This window comes from Microcoleus sp. T3_D1, assembly GCF_036700405.1.
Lineage (GTDB): Bacteria > Cyanobacteriota > Cyanobacteriia > Cyanobacteriales > Microcoleaceae > Microcoleus.
In genome coordinates this window covers 108,747-128,387 of the sequence record NZ_JAUBOV010000008.1, presented here as the reverse complement: position 1 = coordinate 128,387, position 19,641 = coordinate 108,747, and the positions used below count along the sequence as shown (strand labels likewise).

The 19,641-nt window shown below is 45.5% G+C and carries 18 protein-coding genes, 1 tRNA gene and 1 pseudogene; 10 read left to right on the top strand and 10 right to left on the bottom strand.

What is annotated here, in order from left to right:
- Nucleotides 1-48 precede the first annotated feature (48 nt).
- From QT992_RS06415 to QT992_RS06400, 4 genes are all read left to right on the top strand, one after another.
- Complete coding sequence (locus QT992_RS06415; protein ID WP_333376730.1) at nt 49-1,557, top strand: AAA family ATPase; 1,509 nt, start codon at nt 49-51, stop codon at nt 1,555-1,557.
- A gap of 190 nt (nt 1,558-1,747) precedes the next feature.
- Complete coding sequence (locus QT992_RS06410; RefSeq protein WP_333313689.1) at nt 1,748-2,209, top strand: SH3 domain-containing protein; 462 nt, start codon at nt 1,748-1,750, stop codon at nt 2,207-2,209.
- 448 nt (nt 2,210-2,657) lie between these two features.
- Entirely contained in the window at nt 2,658-2,834 is a 177-nt protein-coding gene (locus QT992_RS06405; protein ID WP_006632312.1) for a hypothetical protein, read from the top strand.
- A 656-nt stretch (nt 2,835-3,490) separates the two neighbouring features.
- A complete protein-coding gene (locus QT992_RS06400; protein WP_333335064.1) occupies nt 3,491-5,083 on the top strand; it encodes a peptidoglycan-binding protein in 1,593 nt (530 codons plus the stop codon).
- Nucleotides 5,084-5,260: 177 nt separating this feature from the next.
- On the opposite strand, the gene QT992_RS06395 is transcribed toward QT992_RS06400, so the two are convergent.
- The 4 genes and pseudogenes from QT992_RS06395 to lipA form a co-directional block, all read right to left on the bottom strand.
- The gene (locus QT992_RS06395; protein ID WP_332943884.1) at nt 5,261-5,788 is read right to left on the bottom strand and encodes a transcriptional repressor; all 528 of its coding nucleotides are present in this window, start codon (nt 5,786-5,788) and stop codon (nt 5,261-5,263) included.
- Nucleotides 5,789-6,266: 478 nt separating this feature from the next.
- A complete protein-coding gene (gene sigC, locus QT992_RS06390) occupies nt 6,267-7,532 on the bottom strand; it encodes an RNA polymerase sigma factor SigC (RefSeq protein WP_333335061.1) in 1,266 nt (421 codons plus the stop codon).
- Nucleotides 7,533-8,051: 519 nt separating this feature from the next.
- The gene (locus QT992_RS06385) at nt 8,052-8,225 is read right to left on the bottom strand and encodes a hypothetical protein (protein WP_333335058.1); all 174 of its coding nucleotides are present in this window, start codon (nt 8,223-8,225) and stop codon (nt 8,052-8,054) included.
- A 472-nt stretch (nt 8,226-8,697) separates the two neighbouring features.
- Nucleotides 8,698-9,573, bottom strand: a pseudogene (gene lipA, locus QT992_RS06380) (lipoyl synthase); the annotation flags it as partial.
- Nucleotides 9,574-9,664: 91 nt separating this feature from the next.
- Between lipA and QT992_RS06375 the strand changes: the two are divergent.
- Nucleotides 9,665-9,738, top strand: a tRNA-Pro gene (locus QT992_RS06375).
- Nucleotides 9,739-9,816: 78 nt separating this feature from the next.
- Here the strand turns inward: QT992_RS06375 and QT992_RS06370 are convergent.
- Nucleotides 9,817-10,068, bottom strand: a complete 252-nt coding sequence (locus QT992_RS06370) for a flagellar alpha dynein (protein WP_333335056.1) — start codon at nt 10,066-10,068, stop codon at nt 9,817-9,819.
- A 352-nt stretch (nt 10,069-10,420) separates the two neighbouring features.
- Here QT992_RS06370 and QT992_RS06365 point away from each other — a divergent pair, with 352 nt between their 5' ends.
- Nucleotides 10,421-11,542, top strand: a complete 1,122-nt coding sequence (locus QT992_RS06365; protein WP_333313684.1) for an EAL domain-containing protein — start codon at nt 10,421-10,423, stop codon at nt 11,540-11,542.
- A gap of 174 nt (nt 11,543-11,716) precedes the next feature.
- On the opposite strand, the gene QT992_RS06360 is transcribed toward QT992_RS06365, so the two are convergent.
- The 5 genes from QT992_RS06360 to QT992_RS06340 form a co-directional block, all read right to left on the bottom strand.
- On the bottom strand, nt 11,717-12,592 hold the full coding sequence (locus QT992_RS06360) for an SDR family oxidoreductase (RefSeq protein WP_333335052.1): 876 nt from the start codon (nt 12,590-12,592) through the stop codon (nt 11,717-11,719).
- A 171-nt stretch (nt 12,593-12,763) separates the two neighbouring features.
- On the bottom strand, nt 12,764-13,549 hold the full coding sequence (gene xth / locus QT992_RS06355) for an exodeoxyribonuclease III (RefSeq protein ID WP_333313681.1): 786 nt from the start codon (nt 13,547-13,549) through the stop codon (nt 12,764-12,766).
- 76 nt (nt 13,550-13,625) lie between these two features.
- Nucleotides 13,626-14,015: a hypothetical protein gene (locus QT992_RS06350; RefSeq protein ID WP_333335049.1), complete on the bottom strand. Its 390-nt coding sequence runs from the start codon at nt 14,013-14,015 to the stop codon at nt 13,626-13,628.
- Nucleotides 13,994-14,404, bottom strand: a complete 411-nt coding sequence (locus tag QT992_RS06345) for a HEPN domain-containing protein (protein WP_333313678.1) — start codon at nt 14,402-14,404, stop codon at nt 13,994-13,996. The genes QT992_RS06350 and QT992_RS06345 overlap by 22 nt, the downstream gene beginning before the upstream one ends.
- Nucleotides 14,405-14,468: 64 nt before the next feature.
- The gene (locus QT992_RS06340; protein WP_333335045.1) at nt 14,469-15,887 is read right to left on the bottom strand and encodes an NB-ARC domain-containing protein; all 1,419 of its coding nucleotides are present in this window, start codon (nt 15,885-15,887) and stop codon (nt 14,469-14,471) included.
- Nucleotides 15,888-16,103: 216 nt separating this feature from the next.
- Between QT992_RS06340 and QT992_RS06335 the strand changes: the two genes are divergently transcribed.
- From QT992_RS06335 to QT992_RS06320, 4 genes are all read left to right on the top strand, one after another.
- Nucleotides 16,104-17,303 carry a hypothetical protein gene (locus QT992_RS06335; protein WP_333313676.1) on the top strand — a complete coding sequence of 400 codons (1,200 nt, stop codon included), beginning with the start codon at nt 16,104-16,106 and terminating at the stop codon, nt 17,301-17,303.
- Nucleotides 17,304-17,327: 24 nt separating this feature from the next.
- Nucleotides 17,328-18,962, top strand: a complete 1,635-nt coding sequence (locus QT992_RS06330; RefSeq protein ID WP_333313674.1) for a hypothetical protein — start codon at nt 17,328-17,330, stop codon at nt 18,960-18,962.
- Between the two features lie 217 nt (nt 18,963-19,179).
- A complete protein-coding gene (locus QT992_RS06325) occupies nt 19,180-19,392 on the top strand; it encodes a type II toxin-antitoxin system HicB family antitoxin (protein WP_333148509.1) in 213 nt (70 codons plus the stop codon).
- Entirely contained in the window at nt 19,385-19,612 is a 228-nt protein-coding gene (locus QT992_RS06320) for a type II toxin-antitoxin system HicA family toxin (protein WP_333313673.1), read from the top strand. Before QT992_RS06325 ends, QT992_RS06320 begins: the two co-directional genes overlap by 8 nt.
- The last annotated feature ends 29 nt before the right edge of the window (nt 19,613-19,641 follow it).

Below are 19,641 nucleotides of genomic sequence, written 5' to 3'. Positions count from 1 at the left end.
TAACAAATAACCACTGACAACTAACAACTAACCACTGACAACTGACTAATGACTATTTTTAGCGACGAGTTTGAACTACTGCTGCGATCGCGCTACCCCCTAATTTACATTCCCACACGGGAAGAAGAGCGCGTAGAAGTGGCGATCGCCCAAAGCGCCAAAAAACAAGGTTCTCGCGCCGTCTACATCTGGGATTTTGTTGATGGCTACCAAGGCAATCCCAACGATACAGGTTTTGGCAAGCGCAACCCGCTGCAAGCTTTGGAATTTCTCGAAAAATTGCCAGCCTCTGCGCCGGCAATTTTTATTCTGCGCGACTTTCAGCGGTTTTTGGAAGATGTCTCGATTTCCCGCAAGCTGCGGAATTTGGCGAGACTCCTCAAATCTGTGCCAAAAAATATTGTCATCGTATCTCCTCTAATTTCGATCCCGGAAGACCTCAGCGAAGTGATGACTGTTTTGGAGTTTCCCCTGCCTGCGGCAGCGGAAATAAAAATTGAGGTGGAAAGACTGTTAGGGGCTACCGGACAAGCCATTGAAGGGCGTTTGCTGGATGAAATGGTGCGCTCCTGCCAAGGGTTGTCGCTCGAACGAATCCGCCGAGTTTTGGCAAAGGCGATCGCCACCAGAGGCGAACTCCATTCCGACGACGCGGAACTGATTTTAGAAGAAAAGCGCCAAACAATTCGCCAAACTCAAATTCTGGATTTTTACCCAGCCCGCGAAAATATTTCCGATATCGGCGGTTTGGACAATCTCAAAGAATGGCTGCTGCGGCGCGGCGGTGCTTTTTCCGATCGAGCTCGCCAATACGGTTTGCCACATCCCAGAGGTTTGTTGTTAGTCGGAATTCAAGGAACCGGAAAATCCTTAACAGCAAAGGCGATCGCCCACCACTGGCATTTGCCTTTGCTGCGGTTGGATGTCGGGCGCTTGTTTGCCGGATTAGTCGGAGAATCTGAATCCCGCACCAGGCAAATGATTCAGCTAGCCGAAGCTTTGGCCCCCTGCGTGCTGTGGATTGACGAGATTGACAAAGCTTTTTCGGGATTAGACGGTAAAGGGGATTCCGGGACAACCAGCCGGGTGTTCGGGACATTTATTACTTGGTTGGCAGAAAAAACTTCGCCGGTGTTTGTAGTCGCAACAGCCAACAACATCCAGTCTTTGCCGCCAGAAATGCTCAGAAAAGGCAGGTTTGACGAAATATTTTTTGTGGGTTTGCCCAGCCAGGAGGAACGGCGGGCGATTTTTGAGGTACATTTGTTGCGGTTGCGATCGCACAGCATCAAAAATTACGATTTAGAGCGCTTGGCTTACGAAACTCCCGATTTTTCAGGGGCCGAAATCGAGCAAACTTTGATTGAAGCAATGCACATTGGGTTTAGCCAAAATCGAGACTTTACGACAGATGATATTTTAGAATCAGCTAGTCAGATGGTGCCCTTAGCCAGAACGGCTCAAGAACAAATCCAGTTTCTCCAAGATTGGGCCGCTGCTGGGAAAGCTCGCCTTGCTTCTAGATACGGCAGTTTGAGCCGCCGGATTCAAGGTTAAGCTTTTGAAGTCAGTAGTCAGTTGTCAGTAGCCAGTTGTCAGTTGGCAGTTACCAGATTTTACTCAACATTCAGCAGTCAACACTCAACAGTCAACTTTCTGCCTCCTGCCTTCTGCCTTCTGCCTCCTGCCTTCCATCCGTTAAATCCGTTACACAATCCGTTGCCGAACTTCCTTCATTTGCGGTTTTATGAACACTGTATATAGCGTTTTCAAATTTTTAGTGGGTTTTCTGCTCGCGATCGTCCTGATGGCAGGTGCTAGCGTGGCTGCTGCACTTTACTTTGCCGCTAAGCTAACTACTGTGCCCGAAAAACCTGTTTTTCCCAACGACAAAACAGCAGTTCAGGTTGCGGGCGCTGCGCCGAAGTCAACAGCCCAGGCTAGCCCTGTTTCTACATCTAGCGATGCCCCGTCTCCGAAACCGCTGGAACCGGGAGCTTACCGCGCAATGGTGACTCAGCCGATCGGCTTAATTCTCCGGGATACAGGTAGCCGAGACTCGAACCGCATTGGCGGTGTTGCTTACAAGGAAAGAGTCGTAGTTTTGGAAGAGTCGCCCGACAAAGAGTGGCAGCGAATTCGGATTGAGGATGGCAATCGCGAAGGTTGGGTCAAAGGCGGCAATACTGAAAGAATTGAGGGCGAATAGGATTTAGACAAAAAATATACTCCTCTGATTGTGGGGGCAGCGAAGCAATCGTAGTGTGCAGGTTGTTTACCAACCCCGGATTTTTTCCTGTCTCTGGTTTCATATCTCGATATACACATTTCTCACAAAAAGTCAAGTTAAATTTATTTACGATATTTGAGATTGCAGTTTGAGGGGCACAGATTGCGGGTGCGATCGCCCCCTGCAAAATCCTGAATTTGACATAAAAGCCCAGCAGACAAAAGGTTTCAATAGCTAAAAGTCAACAGAAAAACTTGAACAAACATAAGTAAAACTTATGTTTTTCAGGAGAGTATGTTAAGAAAATTAGCAAAATTTTAAGGTTAGTTGCAAAACCCAGGCTGTTGTCACTGGCGCAGAGGCAAGAATGGTAGCTTGGATAACAAGATGTAAGTTTTCAGCTTAACAGCTACCAACAATAAAAAATATGTACGACAAACGTCCCGATCGAGATTTGGCGACTGCTGCTGTTACTGCGGCTTTGGGAGCTGGGGTCGTTACCTCTTTTGCGGTTAGCAGAGGGCAAAACCCGCTGGTAGCCATCGCAATTACTGTTTTTGCAGCGGGAGTAGCTGTAATTTGCGATCGGTTCGGCTTAATTTAAGCGAGCGTCGATTTTTTAATACACAGTCAACTTACGAGATGTTACACCATTCTCAATAAGCTTTTTATGAACAGGCAAGAAGCCTATTCCACAAGAAAATTCACTCTTTGTGGAACAGGCATCTTGCCTGTTCTTAAGAATGATGCAAGATGTGAGCTTATCAAAAAATCCCCGCCCTATTTGCAACTAGCAAAAGTGGGGATTTTTAGTGGCTAGTTTTTTGGTTAATCAGCGGTACTTTCCCAGACGCACTCGCCACATGAAGAAGCCGCGTTTCTTAACAAAAAACCTGCGATTTCAGGCTCTTTACCCGACAACAAATTAAGGTGATTACAACCTGCGCCCAAGTCTTGTGGTAATTTCTGCGGCAGCCCGATAAAATATTAGCCACCACTACCCCAGAACTTATTCTCTTTCGGCCTTAAAGGCTAAGACTGTGCCTGCAAACTTTTTTGTTGAGTCTCGCGTCTCTAGAAGCAGCGATGCTATCTTGGTTGTTACCTGTAATTATTTTTGACTGTAAATTTTTTAGAAAAACGGGTGCTTCGCGCTTTCCAGGTAGAACTTAGCGTTGATAGAATCCAAGCCAAGCGTGCTAAAAATGATTTTTGGCAGTTTGCTCCCACAACCCACCCACAATTTCACACTAAAAAATTATGGAATCCCTTGCTTACCTCGAACTTGCTCTTGTTTGCGAAGCACCCGCAGAGTCGAAAATTTTTGATGAGCCCAATTGGCAAAATCTATCGAGTCAGACTTACGTCCGTTTGCTGTCTGTGGCTTTGATGCTGTCGGTTTTGAGTGCAGCCGGTTCGGCTTTTGCTCAAATAGATCCGGGATATCCAAATTTGCGCTCTGTTCAAGACAGGTTGCGGGAACTCGGTTATTTTCCCAGATCATCGACAGGTCAACTCGGCCCGGTAACAAAACAAGCGCTGACTAACTTTCAGCGAGACTATCAACTGTCGCTGACTGGTAGGCCCGATCGAGCTACTGTGATAGCACTCAACAGTTTTGCCGGGGATGACGATCGACCTTTTAATACCTCTTTGACAACATACTATACAAATTATCGGGATCTGCGTTTTGGAGACGCGGGTGCAGATGTTTCCGCACTCCAGCGCAGGTTGCAGCAGCTAGGCTACTTCAACGCGCGTCCCACAGGGAGTTTTCGCGAAGTTACTCAAAATGCGGTTAGATACTTCCAGCGAATTAATCGACTGCGGGTAACTGGAATTGCCGATAGGCAAACTTTAGCTTTGCTGTTTGGTTCCACCCGGCCGATTCCCCCCGTTACGTTTCCGGGCGATATTTCAGGGAATGGCGGTTGCAAGGGGCTGCGGTTCGGGGACAGAGGGACGACGGTAGACTTGATCCAGCGGCAATTAAAAGCTTTGGGCTATTTTGAAGGCAGCGTTGACGGCAAGTTTCGCGAACGCACTCTCTACGCTGTGACTCGTTTTCAGCAAGATTACAATCTCGTTTCTGACGGCTGCGCTGATACTGCTACTTTGACGGCTATCGATGCCCAGATGAGGCAAGCTGAAATTACCTCATGGACTGAGGAAGATGACCAACAGAGTAATGCCGGAGATTTTCTGGAGTTGGGGGACAGAGGCCGACAAGTAGAATTTGTGCAGCGGCGGCTGCAAGAATTGGGTTATTACAGGAGCCAGATTCACGGTTGGTTCGATCGACCAACTCAAGCAGCTTTGATCCGCTTTCAGAGAGATAGCGGGCTGTTCGGGACTGGAAGGGTCGATCGCAGCACTCGATCGGCTTTGCGGCAAGGCAACAGGCAGGCAGTAGCGCCTGTGCCGCAGCAAATCGTCGCTGGTCTGCGACGGGGCGATACTGGGCCTGCTGTCCGACAACTTCAGTCGGCGCTCAGAAGTCTGGGCAAAAACCCCGGCCCGGTGAACGGAGTATTTGGAGCCGAGACCGAGTTTGCGGTGCTGTCGTTTCAGCAGGAACGCAATTTGTCACCGGCGACGGGTATTGCCACTCCGGCGACTTTGGCTGCGCTCCAAAATGGATTAGCTGGGCGGCTAGCTGTTCCTGCTGTTCCAATTAGCAGCAGTTTCAACTCTCGATCGAGCATTCAGCAATTACAAAGGCGGCTGCAAGACCTCGGCTTTTACAGAGGCTCGATCAGCGGAGTTTTGGATACTCCCACGAGAGATGCCCTCGATCGAGCTCAGCGCAGTTACGGGGTCAGCAGCGACGATTTGTTGAGCCAAACTTTTTAGCCCCAGGCTTGCGGACGCTACATCAAAGAAATCGGGTTTCTTGTTTCCGACTCATTCCTGAAATGATGTATTTTTCTTAAGAAACCCGGTTTCTGCATAACTCGGATCGCACTTGGGCTACCAATTTTTGTTAAAACTTGTAACAAGCCGTACTTGAAATGCGAAAATAGTGTAAGGTCACTCGATTGAATCCGGGGCGGTGCTGCCGTTCTGGGCGATCGACCTCGGACAAGACCAATTGCTAGAAACCAAAGACGGCCATCCCATCCGCAAAGCTTCGTGGCACACCGTATGAATGGTTAGCTGGCAGTCTAGCAGGTGCAACCCAGACTTTTCAGCTTGCTTCATGCCAATTTTCAAAATCGAATCGTTGTTAAATTCGATCGTTCTGTTGCACTGAACGCAGACTAGATGGTGGTGATGATGCGGGTAAGGCTGGTTTATCTCATAGTGTTTGTGACCTTCTGCTAGTTCCAGTTCGCGGAGGAGGCTCATCCTTGCCATTAACTTTAAAGTTCGGTAAATGGTGGACAAGCTAATGTTTTCTCCGCGATTTTTTAACAAAGTGTACAAATCCTCCGCACTCAGGTGATTGCCTTTGGGGAGGTTCTGAAAAACGTGCAAGATGGTTTCCCGTTGGGGAGTCATCCGCCAGCCTTTGTCATTGAGTTCGGATTTGAATGAGGACGCGGTATAAAGTGCCATAGTGACCCTCTCAAGAAAGTCTGCCTATTGACAATAATACACAACGATCGAGATATTTTGCAAATATCGCAGCTTATTGAAAAAAGATTGAGGAAAAAATTTGGTTTTTGATATTTTTTGACTTTTCACCAGCTTTATGACTGATATCAAATCCGGTAGCATCGGAATTATTCCTCTCTGTATTCTCTCCCTCTGCGTTCTCTGCGCCCTCTGCGGTTAAATCATTCCGATACAACCGGAAACGATATGAAAGCATCCAGGATACAAGCCCCCGGATTCATCCGTGGGGTCAATACTTCAATCTAAAATCTAAAATCTAAAATCTAAAATCTAAAATCTAAAATCGATTGACTTGCTGCAGAGGACAGAGAAGTTGTTGAGAAGTAAATATTTTTACTTCTGCCGAATGCCTCATGCCTTCTGCACAAGTGCCAAATGCCTTGCTCCCTGATTAATCGCGCTGACTGACCGTCCCAATTTAAGTCAAAGACTCCAGATAGTCGCGGACGCGGTTGCGACGCTTAGGTTGGCGGAGTTTTTGCAAAGCTTTGGCTTCAATTTGACGGACTCGTTCGCGGGACAAGTCGAGGGCGCGACCGATTTCGGCCAGCGAATAGGGGTGTCCGTCACCCAAACCAAAGCGCATCAAAATTACATCTCGCTCGCGGCTGGTCAAATCTGCCAGCAGTTGCTGCAAGTCGCGGTGCAAAGCTTCTCGCATCAGCATTTCTTCTGGGGAGATGCTGTCGGTTTCGAGCAAGTCGCCCAACTCTGTATCTTTTTCGTTGCCCACTTTAGTTTCCAAAGAAACAGAACGGGGAACTCGCAGCAAAACTTCTCGGACTTGGGGCGCTGTCATGTCCAACTCGACAGCGATATCTTCGATCGTAGCTGTCCGACCTTTTTCTTGAGAAATTTTGCGCTGGGCTTTTTTGATTTTGTTAAGTTTTTCGGTGATGTGGACGGGGAGGCGAATGGTGCGGCTTTGAGTAGCGATAGCCCGCGTAATTCCCTGCCGAATCCACCAGTAGGCATAGGTGCTAAACCGATAGCCCCGCGTCGGGTCAAACTTTTCTACAGCTCGCTCCAGTCCGAGAGTACCTTCTTGTATTAAGTCGAGCAATTCTAAACCGCGATTTTGATATTTTTTCGCCACCGAAACCACCAGGCGCAGGTTCGCCTTAATCATGTGGTCTTTAGCTTCGATGCCTTCAGCTTGAATTCTTTCGATCGCCTCCACCGTCATCTCGGCTAACTCGGCCCACTGGCGCTTGCCTTCGGACATAATTCGCTTGAGTTCTGGCACGTCACTGACACCGGCGGTTAATGCCCAGCGTTCCAGGGAAGGTTTGTGTCCCAACTGTGCGGATAACCGATCGCGGACTTCTATTAAATGCACGAAGCGTCCAATTAGCCCTTCTTCCTGGGAGGCGACGGTGTTGCGTAATTCCAGCAATTTGATATAGCGCTGAACTTTTTGAGCTTCCGAGACTTCTTCGTCTCTACCCAAGAGACGAACCCGACCTATTTCTTGGAGGTACAGACGGACTAAATCTGTAGTGCGACGGCTGGCATTTTTTTGCAATTTGGCTGCTGGGTCTGCATCTTCTGTCTCTGCTGGGTCTTGGTCGAGCAGTTCGTCTCCAGCTTCTTCAGCATCTTCATCCAACACATCACCTTGCAAGGGATTGACTTGCAGTTGTTCGTCGAATTCAGCTTCAGCGTAAAAAGAGGTGGCTGGCATAGTGATTTTCTCAGTGGCTCCGGTGAAAAGATGCTACGCTTAGCGGTTATTTATAATTAAGATGCCCATTTGGTTAAGACGAAGCATCACCGCTTTGTGTTTGTTTAGTAACTTTTCTGACTTTTCTGCTGTTGTTCGATCGAACTTTTGCTGCCCCACTTGTTTTACCAAGATTCTGGAAAACGCTAAGAACTTTCTGATGTAACAGGTTGAAGGCCCGAAAAGTGTGCTTTACTTCTTTGTTTATGTAGCTAGTATAGATAGTTACTGGCTAGAAACAAGTGACGTTAGTCAGAAGTTAAGTTAATCTTCATCACCGATAACCTGGTTCCCGATCACTTCGGAAAATTCGCCATTTTTTTAATAAAACTTTATATAACTCGGCGCTGTTGATTAAATACGCTGCCGTGAGCGCGGAAGTTTAATCCATTATAGAATATGGGTCTCAGAGTTGCTAGAGTCCCCAGTACCGAGTTATTGGCTGACGCAAAAACCGGGTTTCTTCCTCAATTTTCTGGATTAAAACCTAGAAGTTTGAGGAAGAAACCCGGTTTCTGGATCTTTTTTAGGTAAGTCGCGACTTTGAGGCGACGATCGACCGATAATTGTTTTGCTGTTGGCTGCTGCTTCCGGGTTAACATCACGCCCAGAACGCCCGCATCCGAAACGGGGTCTTTTGCCCTGGGTCTGCATATAAAGCGCAAGTTTTTCCTCGCTGTTACCCGGTTGATAGGGTTTTAGCGAGAATGGTGCGATCGGGCGCGAGTCATTGGTAACAAGTTAAGCGAAGAAAGCATTGTCAATCAGCCATTATGCTCAACATTTACTCGGATTTTGGGCATAAAACTGAGATTTGGGCGATCGAGGAATCATGCCTCCCATGATATTTATACCTACTCCCTCTCAAATCGTAAATTTTCCACTCCTAAAAAAGCCGTTTTTTTGAGTAATATTACTGATTGACAAATGCAATTAAGTATTAAATTGTCACCAATGGGCGTGAGTCATTCGATTTTAGATTTTAGATTTTAGATTTGGGATTGACTTGCGCGAGATAAATTCGGGGGCTTAAGGATTTTAGATTTTAGATTTTGGATTGATTCCACGGATAAATCACGTGGCGGGTACCACCTTTGAAATTCTTGGTCAACTCAAATTAAAGTTGTTAGCGTGGGTAAAGTTTCATCAGTTCCCTCACCTGTTCGGCGTGATAGGAACTGCGAGTTAAGGGAGAAGCGACAACTTGCAAGAATCCCAAAGATTCGCCAAATTTTCTCCAAGCATCAAACTGTTCTGGAGGCACAAAGTTTTCGACGTTCAAGTGCTTTTGAGTCGGTTGCAGGTACTGTCCAACTGTTAAAATATCGCAGCCGACAGCCCGTAAGTCCTGCATCGCCTCCCGAATTTCGGCGTCTGTTTCTCCGAGTCCCACCATGATGCCGGATTTGGTGTAAACCCCAGGTGCGAGTTCGCGGCTTCGCTGCAATAGTTCCAAGGTGCGATCGTACTTTCCTTGCGGCCGCACCTTGCGGTAAAGTCGCTTTACGGTTTCGGTATTGTGGTTGAGTACCTCTGGCCCGGCTGCGAGAATGATTTCTAAAGCTTGCCAGTTGCCGCACAAGTCGGGAATCAAAACTTCTATAGTTGTATCGGGCATCGCCGATCGCACCGCTTGAATGCACTCGACAAACTGAGACGCGCCCCCATCCGGCAAATCGTCCCGGTTGACAGAGGTAATCACGACGTGGTTGAGTTTGAGCCGCTGCACTGCTTGGGCCAATCTTTGGGGTTCTGTGGGATCTAAAGGTTGGGGCTTTTTCTCAAAATCGATGTCGCAGTAAGGACAGGCGCGGGTACAAGCCGGGCCCATAATCAAAAATGTCGCAGTACCTGCGTTGAAGCATTCGCCGATGTTCGGACACGACGCCTCCTCGCAAACCGTATTCAGGGATAAATCCCGCAAAATTTCTTTGACGTTGCCGACGCGCTCCCACTGGGGGGCTTTAACTCGCAACCACTGGGGCTTAACTGTCACGTCTGTCTCCGCCTGAGTAGTGTTTTACAAATAATTATATACGAGGTTGCTAAATTTTTACTTGAATGTGATAAGCTTAAAATCTAGTGACTAATTTCGGGATGTAGCGCAGCTTGGTAGCGCACCTCGTTCGGGACGAGGGGGTCGCAGGTTCAAATCCTGTCATCCCGATTGCTTTTAACTCTTCACGGGTAACGGGTTCGAGATTTATTACCCTCTAGGATATTCCACTTTCCGCTCATCCTTCGCTCAGTCCGACTCTTCTAAGTAGCTGAGTATCTCCAACAGTGCCTCCATATCAGCCAAGTCTGCCCTCGACTTTTTGCGCGGCGCTTTTAACTGGTTGAGCAAGTCGGCTGGCTCTGGAAATTCTCCGACGGTCGGAGCCGAGTTTTTATTTGCTTCCCGTGAGCGCCGCACTTCCTTGATCTCTTGCTCCAGCATCTGAACCTTCAGCCCCAAGTCGATCGGGCGATTCCCTAGGGGATAGCTGCGCTTCACGGGCGTGTTAATTCCCCTTTGCTAAAAAATAAACTGTAGCGACTGTTTTGGCAGAGGAAATTAGAGAATAAGGCGTAAAGAATCACAGCGGCAGTAGAGAGTAGCGAACAAGTCTTCGCCTTCTCCCTGTGTGATGATTTGGGACTGTGTTTAATCACAGATACTTGCTCAATGCTGAGAACTTTGACCAAGGTTTGAAACCGGAGGTCAGTATAAATACTGCAATAATTCTTAAATACAAGTTCATTAAGATTTACATCTTGAGATAGATGAATTAATAGCTGAATGAGCTTATAATAAAAGCTAGTTCTTAGCGGGTCTAAAATTAACCCGAAAACCGGAGGATATTCCAATGCAAATAAGTGGCAAAGCCTTCGGCTCCTGCTCTCGCTGCGAAACAGTACCCGAAAAAATAGAGGGTAGGGGAGGTCTATACCTATGGTTTCCAGTATCGCACACGCTGACCAAGGTTATTTCTGCCCTAACCAAGGCTGAACTTGAATTCCGGCTGTTAGAAGAGAGCAAGTGTTTGTACATTATGCTTGACGGAATAGCAAAAGAAAAGTTTAACGCCCTAGCATCATCGGTGCTGACAAGTCAAGAGTTGAAAGAGACTAAAGTTTTGTGGATGCGCGAAGTTGAACAGCCAAAACTTAGCGATTTTTATCGCAGCACTTCCTTAGACTCTTTTATTAATTTGAGTAACTCAGATTGGCTGTTAGATTTATTGTCCGAAGAACGCATTACTACACATTTTCAACCTATTGTTTATACCTCAGATACTTCTAAAATTTTTGCCCACGAAGCGCTGCTTCGAGGAATTGACGAGCAAGGAAACTTAATCTATCCGGGTCGGATTTTTGCCCAAGCAGAATCAGCAGGTCTAATTTTTCAACTAGATGTTTTAGCCCGGACTCGCGCTATCCACGAAGCCCATGTTTACAATATCAAAGAACTACTTTTTATTAATTTTTCTCCGACTTCAGTTTACGATCCCGCTACGTGCCTGCGAAGGACAGTACAGGCTATTGATGAATCGGGAATTCCTCACAGCAATATTGTTTTTGAAGTAGCGGAATCTCAGCACCCTCCTGATATCGATCACTTGATTAATATTCTGAGGTTTTACCGAGAGGCGGGATTTTTAATTGCCCTGGACGATTTTGGCAGCGGTTCTTCTAATTTAAATTTGATGCACCAACTGCGTCCAGATTTTATTAAGTTGGATATGCAATTGATTCGCAACGTCCATCAAGATTATTATAAGGCACTCATTACGGAAAAAATGTTAGAAATTGCCGCTCAATTAGATATTAAAACTGTTGCTGAAGGTGTGGAAACTTTGGAGGAGTTTGAGTGGGTGCGGGAACGGGGAGCAACTTTTGTTCAAGGTTATTTGATTGCTAAGCCGACTTCTCCGCCGATCGCAGTTACCAGCTATATTGGTGCTAAAGCACTACCTATTTCTGCTTAGATGGTTTCCAGTTGCGATTTGGCGCTACATTTGCTCGTTTTGCTCGTCCCCAGGCTCTGCCTGGGAACGCATATCGGGAGGTTCTGCCTCCATTCAAATGAGACAAAAATTTGGAGGCAGAGCCTCCGAATCTTCATTACCAGGCAGAGCCTGGTAACGAGAATTAATAGCACTTTAAACGCTCAAATTGCGCCGCAGAAACATTTCTAAGGATTCCATTCTCATGCCGTAGATTGATTCCAAGTTTTGCACTTCTTCGGGAGTGCAGAAATACTCGTTACCCAGCAATACCCGCAAAGTTCCTAAGTCTTTTTGAGCTTGAGGATTCAATAAACCCAACGCATTTCTTAAACCGTCAAACACCATCAGCGGCGGGTTGATTACCATCGGTTCGCGCTTGAATAAGCGTGCAAAAATGCGGGGAATGTCATCTCTTGTCAGCACATCCGGGCCACCGACTCGCAAAATTTGGTTGCGCGCGCCCTCGACTGTTGGCGAGTCTGCGGCAATCTTTGCCAAATCGTCGGTACTGACAACAGAGGTGCGGTTTTTGCCGTCGCCAATCAGCAGGTAAAGTCCGGTTTCTCGAAATCTTTCTGCTAGGGGTAACAAGCTGGAAGCAAAACCTGCAGGCCGCAAGATTGTATAATTCAAGCCGCTGTTTTGCAGGTATTTTTCAACTTCTCGCTTGGCTTTGAATACTGCGGAATCTTCGTATCCTCGATCGACTCCCAGTACCGAAAGAAAGACAAAGTGCTGCACTCCGGCTTCTTTGGCGCAGTCGATCAATTCTATGTTAGCGCGGTAGTGTACTGCTTGAACGTCGCCGCCGGTGCCGTGAGTGCTGATGATGTATTGCACTCCTTGGCAGGCTTTTTTAATATCTTTGTCTTGTTTTAAGTCGCCGATAAAAATCTCGGCGCCTCGGTTTTCTAGTTCAGAGTAGCGAGATGCGAGGCGAACGAATGCGCGGACAGGCTGTTCTTGCTGTCTGATTTCTCGTACAATTCGGCGGCCTAGTGCGCCTGTTGCTCCGGTTACTAAGAACATGATTTTTTGTGGTTGGTTGTTACTTACATCTTGCACATTTCTCAAGAACAGGCAAGATGCCTGTTCCACAAATAGTGAGTTTTATTGTGGTGTGGGCATCCTGCCCGCCCATCCCAGGCTTATTGAGAATGGGGCAAGATGTCAATTGTTATTAACCTTATAACTTATAAATCAAATTTCGACAATTACGGGGGCGTGGTCGCTGGGTTTGATTAATTTTCTGGGAGCAATGTCTATTGTACAGTTTTTTGCTTGTTCGTACAGGGGAGGGCTGAGATAATGGTGGTCGATTCTCCAGCCGTTGTTGCGTGGAAATGCGGCGGCGCGGTAGTCCCACCAGCTATAATGACCGCCTTCTGTGGTGAATTTGCGAAAGGGGTCGTTTAATCCTAATTCTATTATTTCTGTTAGTGCGAGGCGCTCGGCGACAGACAAGCCGACGGAGTTAGCATTGGCTTTGGGATTGTGGATATCTCGATCGTCCGGGACGATGTTGAAGTCGCCACAAATGCACAATTTGGGGGATTTATCTAGTGCTATTTTGAGGTATTCTTGCAGCAGTTTGAGCCACTTTAGCTTGTACTCATATTTCTCGCTGCCGACTTCGGAACCGTTGGGAACGTATACGCAAATAATGCAAATATCGTCTATAACCCCGGCTATTAGGCGTTTTTGTTCGTCAAAGATACCTGCGGTTTCGTCGCCGAGAATGGGGGCAAATCCGGTGCTGATTTGCGTTAGGGGCGATCGGCTGAGAATGGCGACGCCGTTGTAGGATTTTTGACCGGAAATGTAGCAGTTGTAGCCGAGGTTGATGAAGGGTTCTAGGGGGAAGTCTTTGTCTGTAACTTTGGTTTCTTGGAGGCAGAGAACGTCTGGGGAGTTTGTTTGCAACCAGCTAGTAACGTGTTCTATGCGGGTGCGGATTGAGTTGACGTTCCAGGTGGCGATTTTCATTAATACAGTAATCCTAAAGGTTAGGTGAGAGGGAGAGCGATCGCACCTATTTTAAGCTATTTTTGGCCGTGTCAACTCACTTGATTTGATAAATGTAAGCATCTTCGACCCACGTCTGATTAATCCGATCATTCGTCATTCTTCTGCCTGATAAGTCTAAATTCCAATCTTGTTGTATCTGACGTAAGCCCTCAATTAAGTCATGTTTTGGGCTTACTGCTACGAGGGCTGTCCAATCGATTTTCAATTCAGGTTTAACTTCGCGAAAGACTGACAGAATTTCTCCATAAGTTTTCAGCGAACCTTCGCGATCGTACAGAGGTGTAGCGAGCGTCAGTCGCCATGTTTCTGGTTCTGGTGCGTAGTTCCAGAGAGCAGAATCAACAGATAGATTTGCTGCATTTAGAGCGTCTATTAGTCTTTGACCTTCTGCTATTTCGTGACTTAATAATGTTGCTGTAGCCATTGTAAAACTCCGTGAGTGGGGTCAGTAATTGCTAAGTATATATCCAGGGCTTTTTGTTGGCTATGTGTTTGGTAACGGCTTTCTTCTGACCAGTCTCTGACCTCTAACCATCGCAATGAAAAATTAGGATCGTCGAGGAGAGACTTTAACTCTTTATCAAGTTTAGCAACTTTAACCAACTTTTCTAAATCGTGGGTGTAACTGTCCATAACATTTTTCTTGTCAGGAAAATCAAATTCCTGAGTCTGCTTGGCAATGCAAGCCTTTAAAGCGCATTCAATGACATAACCGCTGAGGTAGTAAGCACCGGAGTATTTATGATTGTTGAGCAGCACTTCTACTTCTTCAAGTCTAGTGAGTGCTAGGTTCTGTAAATCCTGCCTATTCACAAGTTTAGCATACCTCCATAATTTTTTACTATCTTAGCTCTAGTTTAGCAGAGCGATAAGTTTATCAGTTTTTGTTTCGGCTTTTGTTGATTATATATTCTCTGATTACTTGCCCGATCGTAAAGTGCGATCGCCCATTTTGTTTTACTGTTTCAACTAATGACCGTCGTCCTAAAGATTGCATGACTTTCAAGAGTTCTGGCGGTGATAGTTGCAGGTTTTCTGGTATTTTTGAGATGTCGGCAGGTTCGGGGGTATTGGCTAGCCATGCGATCGCCTGTTGTTCGGATGCGGTTAGGCGATCGAAATGCTTGTGCAGGAGTGATTCTAAGTCACCTAAGAATAGGGTATCATAGGAGAGGAATTCGGAAACGCTACCACCGAATAAGTCTTGAATCAAAGTGGCAACTATATTTAACCATAAGGGATTGCCTCGGTAAAGGTCGATTAGTTCTGACCATTTCTCCGGTTCTGCTAATCCTTTTTCTCTGAAGATTTCTTGTGCTTCGGGGCCTAAACCGTTGAGTGGCAGCGATTTGCAGGGGCGGTTTTCGCCTTCTAAGGCGGCTATTTCTCTGGTTTTTTCCCAACTCAGGAGGATTAAGCAACTGTTGTGGGATGATTCTGTTATTTGTTTGAAGAATGCGCCGTAATTTTCATATCCTGGTTGGTAATTTCCTGCGAGTTGTCCGCTGCAGAAGATGGTTTGGATATCATCGAGGATGATCAGACAGCGGTGCGATCGTAAATATTCTAGTAGGGGCAATCCCCCCGTGGTTGCCCTTTCTTCGGGATAGGGGGCGGGCACGGGGGCACCGCCCCTACAGAATTTAATTAAGTCGGTTTGGAGTGATGCCAGGGGTGGAGAGTTGCGGAGACTTCGCCAGATGATGTAATCGAATTCGTGTTGAATTTGTGGGATTAGTTGGAGAGTAAGGGCGGTTTTGCCAATACCGGATAAGCCTAAGATGGTGATGAGACGGGTGCGGCCTAAAATCCAGTTTTCGAGGGTGGTGAGTTGCGATGTGCGGTTATAGAATAGTTTGGGTTCTGGTGCATCAGCTAAATCTAAATGTACTTTCGGTTCAGAAATGCTTGTTTTTTCGTTAAACTTATCCTTGTCTTGCGGTTCAGATTGTAAATTTTTTGAGGATTGCGAACTATCAGCAGAGATGTTACCAATATGGATGCAGCCATTCCCGACGAGTGAGACAATATTAGAAGCTTGTAAATTTTCCAACTTAGCTCTAAAATTTGCTTTAGATACTTGTTCCTCGCCTAATCCAACTGATAAAAGTTTCCATAATTTAAAGCCAACCTCTTTAACGTATTTCTCTGACCGGTTGTGATGCTGTGCAATTTCTTTATATTTCTGATTGTCCCAAGCGCCACGTAATATAGCTTTTTGCAGACTATCTAAATGTTTTCCCGTAGTAGTCAAAGCTAGATGGTCAACAAATTCTAAGGCTTCTTCAACGTCCATCGGTCAGGCAGATGCAAGGGGTTCACCTGATTGTAACCCAACTAAATATGACTTTTTCAGTAGCAACCAACTAAATGTGACTTTTTGTGACCTAGTTGGGATGGAAAAAACTACTAAATATGACTTTATATGGCTTGACAAGCTTTGGCATTTAGGAAAGAATTTATACTTAAGACAACAAAAGGTTATGCTAAGCGCTAGTTGTATCTACCTGTTATGACACAACCGAATATTTTGGAACTCGCGAAACAGGGAGATGCAAAGGCGATCGCGCTTCTGCTGAACCGCCAGCTACAAGCCAAGGGCATCACCGCCGCAGCTTCCCTTAAGGATGGTTGTTTACAGGTGATGCTGGAAGCGGCAGAAGCGCCTAGTCAGCAAGTCTTGGCCCCGTGGGTGAGTAAGTCGATCGCTGGCTTGGGGGCTGCATCAATTGAGAAAGTGAAGGTTTACGGGCGACAGACGGGCGCAAAGGTGCCGGCATGGAGTCAAGAGTTTGAAGTGGCGGGGCCAAATTTGCCTGTTGCAAATGTAACACAGGGGCGGGCAAGTTCTAGTGATAATACGGAGTTAAATCAGCTTAGTTTGAAGGAACGGGCTAAGCTTGGGGATGTGGAGGCGATCGCCAGTCTGTTAAATCTTCCGTTGCAAAACAAGGGAATTACGGCGACTGCGAGTTTGCAAGACGGTTGTTTGCAAGTGATGCTGGAGGGCGATGGGGTTCCTGATGAGGAGGCTTCTATCAGGATTTTCCGCAGGGAGTTGACGAATTTGAAGGCGGGGGCGATCGCTTCTGTGAAGGTTTACGGGCAGCAGGCGGGTGAGGATTTTCCGGCTTGGAATCGAGAGTTTGAGCTAAAGGCAGAGGTTAGTTCAGATTCAAAAAAATTATCAACAGATAAATTTGCAAATTTGACTGATCTATTGACTCCGATTATTGATTTGCTTAGAGAACGAAAATTTAAAGAAGTGTTAGACATCGGCAAAAATTATATTAATAAAAATCCCGATCGTCAAAAACGTTTGATTGTAGTAGGAGTTATTGTCTTAGCAACTCTAACCTTTAAAGGAATACCTTTTTTCAGTTTCAATCACAATATTAAAGGCTCACTAACACTCAAGGATGACTTCTTCGGTGGAGTGGGTCAGTTTTGTAATGGAAAAGGAGGTTACGGGGATATTAAAAGTGGTAGGCAGGTGCTAGTAAAAGATCATAAAGGAGAAACTATTGCGACTGGAGACTTAGGCATAGGTAAAATAATATCTGATAACCACTGCCAATTTGCTATCGAAGTGAATGGTATAAGAAAAGCAGAGTTTTACACAATTCAGATCGGTAGGCGAGGCGATTTGACATATTCATATCAAGAGATGGAGGATAAAAACTGGGAGCTAAACGTGTCTTTGGGTGATTAATTAATAGTTAAAGGAGAGTAAATCATGTCAGATTTAGAGTACCTTGTAAACGAACTGCCCCAACTTGCTGATAGTATGAAACTTACTATTGGCAACTCTAGCGATATTAGACGGGAAATAGAGCGGATTAGCAACATTCAAAATAAACTAAATATTATTGAAAATAAGCTTCAAGAAGTATTGGACAGTGAAAGATTTAATAAAGGAGTTCTTGGCGCAATCCCTTTCTTCGGAACAATAGCCAGCTTTTTTATTCCTGGTGGATTTTTAGTAGATGCACTTCTCACGGCAGGGAGTGGCTTACTTGCTGAAAAATTGGGCGAGCCAGATAAGGAAACGTCTCTTGCTGACTTAATAGAAAATGTTGAAAACTTAATTGAGTGGGGGGATGGTCTAAAGAATATAGCAGAGAATATTTTAAATGATTCACAATTATTGCTCCAGCTAGAATTGGAAAGGAAATCTCTAAGTCTCCCTGAAGAAGTAAGGCAAATTGATGAAGATTTAAGAATTCACATAGACTTTGATGAAGAGCAAAGTTTAAGGCAACAGGTTCAGCAAATAAAGGTAGCTCAAGAACAGCTAAAACAGGTTCAGCCAAAACTGGATAGTATCGTACAAAATCTTGAACGTAATGTCGAGCCAATTGAGCGCATAAAAGCTTTTATATCTTACTTTGGGGAATCAGTGTTTGCGATAGAATGGTTTGATGAAGAGCATGGGCTTATTATATCTTATGAGGAGCAAACTACAACATTAGGAATTATCTTGAATGAATGTGTATCTTTAAAAGAAAAAGCTAATGCTTTAATTGACCGGGCTAATAGGTTAAGAGGAGAGGCTGAACAATCTCTTAAACACCTAGAAAAAGAACGCCGTCGCAAGGAACAAAAAAAACCTAGTCGTAAGCAAAGTGAAAGATCCACACAGACCGGAGAATCTCTAAATTCTATTGACAGTACCATGTCTTCAGAGCAAAGACGCGGGGGTAGAAGTGGCTGGATACTGATACTATCCACACTGACTCTAGGAGTTTTGGGTTTTGTCGGCTGGAAAACTACCTTTCAAATTTCACCGAGTCAGCAGACAATACCAAATTCGGGAATTCCTCTAAATGTTGGAGAGCAAAAAACAAATTCTGAAGCTTCACCCACCTTAACACCGACTCCTCAGCCAGACCCAACAGCAACAAATTTAGCAGCAGCTCAAAAACTAGCAATGGAAGCTGCCGTTATGACTCAAAATCCACCTCATCCACTAGAAAATTGGCAGCAAGTACAAGGGAAGTGGCAGGAATCAATCAAATTGTTAGAGGCAATTCCAGACAATTCGGCTGTTGCAACTCAAGCTCAAGAAAAGCTAAGTGTTTATCGAACTAACTATCAGGCGATTACTAATAGAATTGTCACTGAACAGAAAGCGGCCACTAATTTAGAAGCCGCCCAAAAACTAGCAGGGGAAGCTGCCCTCATGGTGAATAATCCACCTCATCCTAAAGAAGTCTGGCAGAATGCTCAATCAAAATTGCAGCAGGCGATCAACTTGTTAAGTTCTATTCCTCAAGGTACATTTGTGGAAGCTCAAGCTAAAGAAAAGCTTGGTGATTATCAGAAAAACTACACGCTAATAAGCAACAGAATAAAAACAGAAACTCCTTAATTTTATCCATATTACCAATTAAGTTTTAAATTACCAGAGATTAAGCCCAAACCCTAGCTGCTGATATCCTAGTTACTAGAAATCGCGATCGCCCTTACATCCCAAATTGTCAAAAAGCGCGATCGCGCCTCTTCCCCTGTACTTGCAAAAAAATTACATCCAAGATAAACTAGGAAATAGAAACTAAGCAACCTCTGATGCTGAAAGCAAAAATATAATGAAAACTAAAAGCTTCACAGTCATCATTTACAAAGAAGAAGATATGTACATTGCCGAATGTCCAGAAGTCGGCACAATTGACCAAGGCGAAACCATAGAACAAGCGATCGCTAATCTCAAAGAAGCTACAAGGCTCTATCTCGAAGAGTGTCCTTTACCCGACGAAATCACTCCCAGGTTTGTAACTAGCATAGAGGTTAGCTATGCCTAGGTTGCCCAGAATATCAAGCGTAGAAGTAATTCGCGTACTAGAGCGTTTAGACTTTTATCAAGCCAGACAAACGGGTAGTCACGTTGTCCTTAAAAAGCCTCTTCCAGACGGAGAAATTGTTTGCGTTGTGCCACTCCACCGCGAGTTAAAAATTGGTACTCTCAGCGGTGTTCTAAAGCAAGCAAAGGTCACACCTGATGAGTTTATAGCTAATTTATAAGTGAGAATAAACTGGTTTCCCAGTAGATG

Bases quoted from the DNA above. Each gene is read 5' to 3' on its own strand.
- QT992_RS06415 (WP_333376730.1), top strand. From the start codon at position 49: ATGACTATTTTTAGCGACGAGTTTGAACTACTGCTGCGATCGCGCTAC.
- QT992_RS06410 (WP_333313689.1), top strand. From the start codon at position 1,748: ATGAACACTGTATATAGCGTTTTCAAATTTTTAGTGGGTTTTCTGCTC.
- QT992_RS06405 (WP_006632312.1), top strand. From the start codon at position 2,658: ATGTACGACAAACGTCCCGATCGAGATTTGGCGACTGCTGCTGTTACT.
- QT992_RS06400 (WP_333335064.1), top strand. From the start codon at position 3,491: ATGGAATCCCTTGCTTACCTCGAACTTGCTCTTGTTTGCGAAGCACCC.
- QT992_RS06395 (WP_332943884.1), bottom strand. From the start codon at position 5,788: ATGGCACTTTATACCGCGTCCTCATTCAAATCCGAACTCAATGACAAA.
- sigC (WP_333335061.1), bottom strand. From the start codon at position 7,532: ATGCCAGCCACCTCTTTTTACGCTGAAGCTGAATTCGACGAACAACTG.
- QT992_RS06385 (WP_333335058.1), bottom strand. From the start codon at position 8,225: ATGCAGACCCAGGGCAAAAGACCCCGTTTCGGATGCGGGCGTTCTGGG.
- QT992_RS06365 (WP_333313684.1), top strand. From the start codon at position 10,421: ATGCAAATAAGTGGCAAAGCCTTCGGCTCCTGCTCTCGCTGCGAAACA.
- QT992_RS06360 (WP_333335052.1), bottom strand. From the start codon at position 12,592: ATGTTCTTAGTAACCGGAGCAACAGGCGCACTAGGCCGCCGAATTGTA.
- xth (WP_333313681.1), bottom strand. From the start codon at position 13,549: ATGAAAATCGCCACCTGGAACGTCAACTCAATCCGCACCCGCATAGAA.
- QT992_RS06350 (WP_333335049.1), bottom strand. From the start codon at position 14,015: ATGGCTACAGCAACATTATTAAGTCACGAAATAGCAGAAGGTCAAAGA.
- QT992_RS06340 (WP_333335045.1), bottom strand. From the start codon at position 15,887: ATGGACGTTGAAGAAGCCTTAGAATTTGTTGACCATCTAGCTTTGACT.
- QT992_RS06335 (WP_333313676.1), top strand. From the start codon at position 16,104: ATGACACAACCGAATATTTTGGAACTCGCGAAACAGGGAGATGCAAAG.
- QT992_RS06330 (WP_333313674.1), top strand. From the start codon at position 17,328: ATGTCAGATTTAGAGTACCTTGTAAACGAACTGCCCCAACTTGCTGAT.
- QT992_RS06325 (WP_333148509.1), top strand. From the start codon at position 19,180: ATGAAAACTAAAAGCTTCACAGTCATCATTTACAAAGAAGAAGATATG.
- QT992_RS06320 (WP_333313673.1), top strand. From the start codon at position 19,385: ATGCCTAGGTTGCCCAGAATATCAAGCGTAGAAGTAATTCGCGTACTA.